The sequence below is a fragment of the Thermoanaerobaculia bacterium genome, from assembly GCA_035717485.1.
In the GTDB taxonomy this organism is placed as follows: domain Bacteria; phylum Acidobacteriota; class Thermoanaerobaculia; order UBA5066; family DATFVB01; genus DATFVB01.
The window spans coordinates 1-4,658 of sequence record DASTIQ010000056.1 but is presented as its reverse complement, the minus strand read 5'-3'; the positions used below and the strand labels follow the sequence as shown (position 1 = coordinate 4,658).

At 66.6% G+C, this 4,658-nt stretch carries 4 protein-coding genes; all 4 read right to left on the bottom strand.

Annotation, left to right across the window (positions count from 1 at the left end; all coding sequences use genetic code 11):
* Positions 1-304 (bottom strand): permease prefix domain 1-containing protein (locus tag VFS34_02860; GenBank protein HET9793377.1); only part of this gene is annotated, 304 nt, incomplete at its 3' end.
* A gap of 2 nt (positions 305-306) precedes the next feature.
* A complete protein-coding gene (locus VFS34_02855) occupies positions 307-666 on the bottom strand; it encodes a PadR family transcriptional regulator (GenBank protein ID HET9793376.1) in 360 nt (119 codons plus the stop codon).
* A gap of 33 nt (positions 667-699) precedes the next feature.
* The gene (locus VFS34_02850) at positions 700-2,229 is read right to left on the bottom strand and encodes a serine hydrolase domain-containing protein (protein ID HET9793375.1); all 1,530 of its coding nucleotides are present in this window, start codon (positions 2,227-2,229) and stop codon (positions 700-702) included.
* A 106-nt stretch (positions 2,230-2,335) separates the two neighbouring features.
* Positions 2,336-4,396, bottom strand: coding sequence for a M3 family metallopeptidase (locus tag VFS34_02845; GenBank protein HET9793374.1), 2,061 nt, complete (start codon positions 4,394-4,396; stop codon positions 2,336-2,338).
* Positions 4,397-4,658 lie beyond the last annotated feature (262 nt).

The following is a 4,658-nucleotide window of genomic DNA, read 5'->3' as shown; positions in this document are numbered from 1 at the left end:
TCACGGAAAAGACGGCGGAGTTCGCGCCGATCCCGAGCGCGAGTGTCGCGATCGCCACGACCGAGAAACCCGGGCTCCTCCGGAGCGCGCGCAGGCCGTAGCGGAAGTCGCGCCGGAAGTCGTGCCACCACATCACGCGGCGCGATTCGCGGAAGCGCTCCCGCGCGAGCGTCGCGTTGCCGAACGTCCGGCGCGCGGCGGCGAGCGCTTCCTCCGCGCTCATCCCTCCCTCGCGAAGCCGCTCGGCCTCGAGCGCGATGTGGGCCTCGATCTCCGAGGCAAAGTCCGCGTCGGAGCGCTTCATGGCTACGCTTCCTCGTGGCCGAGCACCCGTCCCATCGCGGCCGCGATCCGCCTCCACTTCGACGTTTCTTTGGCGAGCTGCCGGCGGCCGGCGGCCGTCAGCGCGTAAAAGCGCGCCCGGCGATTGTTCGACGACGTGCCCCACTTCGCCGAGATCCAGCCCCGCTCCTCGAGCCTCTGCAGGGCGGGATAGAGCGCGCCGTGCTCGACGAGCAGCTCCTCGGCGGAGGTCCGCTGGATCGCGAGCGCGATCCCGTGCCCGTGCTGCGGCCCGAAGATGAGCGTCCGCAGGATCAGGAGGTCGAGCGTGCCCTGGAGGATCTCGAGCCGCTCGGCTTGCTCGTCCCGCTCTCTAGTCGACATTCGACCAGAGTATTCACCTGCTCAGGTCGAATGTCAACCTGAGGCGTCTTTTGCGACACTCCCCGGGAGATCCCTCTTCAGCTCGACCCAGAAGCTCAGCCCGTTGCCCTCCTGAGATTCGGGGCGCGGAATCGTCGTGGCGCATCCCTCGAGAGCCGAGCCGCGGACGTAGAGCTCGAAGTAGAGATCGAACGGGCCCTGGCCGGCGTCGTCGACGTTCAACTCTCCCGCCATCCTGCCGCGAAACCGGAAGGTTCCGAATTTCGGATCGAATTTGACGTTGGTCAGAGCGGTGACCGACCCCCGGCCAAGCGTTCCGCGCGTGTCGCCGGACTCGCGGACGGTGATCGTCAGGGGGACCGGGCCGCGATCGGTCGAGATCGTGCCGTTCCACGTGCCGACGAACGCCGCGTCCGGATGGCTCAGGTCGGCAGGCGGCGGCTCGGGCTCTTGCGCCTTTCGCTCGAGGTTTTCCCGATAGCGGGGGAGCATCTCGGCGAGAATCGCGTCGATCACGACCGATGGAAGGGGATCGCCTTTGTTGGCGAGCACGGCCACGGCGATGCCTTCCGCGGGAACCAGCTCGAGTGAGGCGGACGTGTCGTCCGTTCCTCCCTGGGCCAGGACCGTGCGGTATCCGTTCTGATCGTCTCTCACCCACCAGCCGAGTCCGTAGCGATCGCTGCCGCCCGCCGCGACGGTGTCGCTCTGCATCGCTTCGAGATCGGCGTCGGAAAGGATCGCCTTCGCGGAGGAGAGGCGCGTTTTCAGGTTGAACATTCCGAAGAGGGCCAGGTCGTGCGCGCTCGCGTAGGCTCCGGACGCGCCGGGTGTCGCCGTCTCCTGCGCCGGGCTGCGGCGACGGGCCGTATAGCGTTGCGCGACGAGCTTGGCGAGTCCCGGCCCGATCCCGAGCGAAGAATGAGACATTCCGAGCGGCGCGAAGACTTCTTCCTTGAGGAACCTCTCGAGGGGTCGGCCGGAAGCCTTCTCGACGACCTGCCCGAGGATCCCGTAGCCGAGGTTGGAATAGTCGAAATGGTCCCCCGGAGGCCAGAAGACGACGCCGTATCGAGCGATCGTTTCCTCCATCGAGATCCGGCAACGAGGTTCGTCCGCGTAGCACGTTCGGAAGAACGTCGTGAGTCCGCCGGTGTGCATCGCGACGCGGCGCAGCGTTGCCGCCGCGGGGTCGAACTTCGGGCTCGTCAACTTCGCGCCGGGAAGGTAGTCGTTGACCGGACGATCCAGATCGAGCTTCCGGGACTTCGCGAGGATCATGAGCGCCGTCGAGGTGAACGTCTTCGTCACCGACGCGACGTTGAACATCGTCTGCTCCGTCGCGGGGATCCGGTTTTCCCGGTCGGCCCACCCGAAACCCTCTTCCCAGAGGATCCGTCCCCGCCGGGCGACCGCGATCGAGAGCCCTGGAATCGATCGCGCGGCCATCTCGGATCGGACGAGGTGGCGGACTGCCGAAAAGTCGGGGCTCTCGCCCCAAGCGCCCGGAACCGCCGTCGCGAGCGCCAGGGAGCAGAGCCCGCCGATCACGGCGTCCCTCATCGCGGTTTCCCCACGTTCCAGAGACGCCCACGCCTGCCGGAGGTTACGGTCGCGGGGGAGCGGCGGGCGGCGGGGGCAGAGGAGTCAGGAAGGCGACGATCCCTGCTCAGTGAGGTTTAGACCCGGCCTCCGCCCCCTCCCCCTCGAACTCCTCTCCCATCCACTTCTCGAAAGCCTTCATGTTCTGAGGCCGGCCGAGGAAGTTCCGGACGAGGTCGTTGGCCGACATCGTGCCGCCGGGCTCGAGCACGGTCCGGCGGTAGCGCATCGAGGGGCCGTCGGCGAGGAGGTTCGGCCGGTCGAACTGTGAGGCGAAATCCTCGGCGATGACCTTGTCCCAGAGATACGTGTAGTAGGCCGAAGAGTACCCGCCGAGGTGGCCGAAGGCGGCCCAGAAGTGCGTGCCCGGGATCGGAACGACTTTCGTGTATTTCCGCCATGCGTTCTCGTTGATCTCGTCGAGATCGAGCTTGCCGGGATCGCTCGTGTAGATCTCGTAGGAGATCGCCGAGAGCGCGTTCTGGGACGCCGCCCAGCTCCCGCGGCCGAACGCCGAGGCGCGGTTCATTTTCGCGATGAGCTCGCCCGGGATCGTCTCGCCGGTCTTGTAGTGTTTCGCGAACGCCTGCAGCACCTGCGGGCTCCGCATGAACTCTTCGAGCATCTGCGACGGCGCCTCGATGAAGTCCTGCTCGAGGTTCAGGGCATTCGCCCCCGCCCACTTCTGGCGGCCCGAGAGCAGCCAGTGCACGGTGTGGCCGAACTCGTGGAAGAACGTCACGACGTCGCCGTATTCCATGAGCCCCGGGTCGGTCGCCGTCGCCTGGGGGAAGTTGCAGACGAGCGCCGCCTCGGGGAGCTGTTTGCCGCCCACACCGTCGAGGATCGGCACCATGTTGGCGTGCGTGAATTTCCCGGGGCGCGGATGCATGTCGAGATAGATCCTTCCGATCCGCTCGCCGCCGTCGAAGACCTGAAACGTTTCGACGGCCGGGTCCCACCCCGGCGCGTCCTTTTCCTGCTCGAACCGGACATGGAAGAGCCTCGACGCCGTGTCGAGGATGCCCTGCCGGACCTCCGGGTACGGGAAGTACGGCCGCACGGACTGCGAGTCGAAGTCGAAGTTGGAGCGCCGCACCTGCTCGCTCCAGTAGCTGTTCTCGAAATCGAAGATCTCGGCTGCGTTCGGCTCGCGCTTGCGCTTTTCGGCCAGGAGCGTCGCGTACTCGCGCTCCATGATGGGCCGCGCGGCGGCGTCCACGTCGCGAATGAAGCCGGCCACCCGCGCCGCGGTCAAGGCCATCTTCGGTGCGGCGTTCAGGTCCGCCCAGTTCGCAAAGCCCAGGAGCTTCGCGATCTCGGCGCGTGTCCCTACCATCCGGAGGAGGACGTCCTTGTTCTTCGGATAGGCCCGGTTGTTGAACGCTTCGTAGAGGCGCCGGCGGAGGGGGGAGCTTTGCGCGAACTTCAAAGCCGGCAGCGTATCGGGATACGCGCTCGTGAGCCTGACCTTCCCGTCCGGACCGGGCTTGTGCCGGGCGATGTAGTCCGGGGGCAGGCCGGCGAGCTCGCTCAGATCGGCCTCGGTCGTCTTCAAGTCGTCTGCGATGTTCCGCTCGAAGGCGGAGTTCTCCTCGGTCAGATCGTCGTTCAGCTTCTTCAACTTCGCGCGCGTCGCGTCGTCCTTGTCCACCCCCGAGAGGCGGAAGAACAGGAGCTGGCGGGTGACGTAGAACTTCGTCGCGGCATCGGCGCCCGAAAGGTCGATCGCCGAAAGCGCGTCGTAGACCTTTCGGTTGAGCGAAAGATCCGTCTGGACGGCGCTGACCTTCCGGGTCATCGCGGAGGCGGCGTCGCGGTAGGCCGCGTCGGGAGCGACCTCCTCCATGAGGTACGAGAAGTACGCGGTCGAATCGAGGTTCCGGGTCGCGTCGTCGTAGGGGACGAGCGTGTTCTCGATCGTGCGCGGGGCCTTCGCCGCGGCGATCGCATCGATCGACTTCTGCGCCGCGGCGATCCGGGCGTCCTCGATCGCCTGGAAGGCCTTCACGTCCGGCTTGGAAGCCCAGAGCGGCGGTCCGAGCCGGACAGTTTCGGCGGCCGACGCGGACGGAAGGATGAAGACGAGGGCCAGAGCGCCGAGGGCAACGGAATTCGCGATCCGCATGGAGATCTCTCCTTTATCGGTGGCAATACGGCTGCCGCCGCGGGATGTTTGGGACCGGTGGATCTTAGCGCCGGAAGCGTCCGGAGCGAATCGGTGCGCAATTATGTCGTCGTCCCCTGCCGTGAGCCGCTGCGACGATTCATCGCAAGCCTTCGACCAGCACGAGGTCGCTGAGGAATCGCCGGTACGAATAGACGCTGCTGCGGCCGTCCGGAGTCACGAAGAGCGGCCCGATCTGCTGAACGCCGGCGGGGTCCTGGAC